The 394-nt window shown below is 49.5% G+C and carries 1 pseudogene; it reads right to left on the bottom strand.

Annotated features, from left to right (window positions below):
* A pseudogene (locus CXF65_RS01125) lies at positions 1-262 on the bottom strand (IS3 family transposase); the annotation flags it as partial.
* Between the last annotated feature and the right edge of the window lie 132 nt (positions 263-394).

The following is a 394-nucleotide window of genomic DNA, read 5'->3' as shown; positions in this document are numbered from 1 at the left end:
CTTTTCGAGCAAGCTCTCGGGTGAGTTGCTTAATCTGCTTGCGGTCTGTCTGCTGTTGACGCTTGTCTTTAAGGCTCTGTTGTTTGCTGCTGCTAAAGCCCTTAAGAGCGTCAGTGCGCCACGCTTTTATTTGCTCAACATAGAGACCTTTACTACGGCAGTATTCGCTAAGCTCGGTCTCGGATAAGCCGCCTGTTTCGATGACGGTGGCAAGTTTGGTCTCGCTTGACCAGTTATCAGGAGTACGTTTATTTGTCGGCATGGGCTGACCTTGTTCTCTGGCGTGATTGCGCCAATTATACAGGGTCTGAAGACCGATGCCTTCCTCTCTTGATACTTGAGCCACGCTTAGGTTTAATGGGGGTTGCAGTTTGCTGAGTATGGCTTGTTTACG

This window comes from Psychrobacter sp. Sarcosine-3u-12 (genome assembly GCF_002836005.1).
Classification (GTDB): Bacteria; Pseudomonadota; Gammaproteobacteria; order Pseudomonadales; family Moraxellaceae; genus Psychrobacter; species Psychrobacter okhotskensis.
Note: the sequence above shows the minus strand (reverse complement) of the source record. Positions and strands in the feature narration are given on the sequence as shown.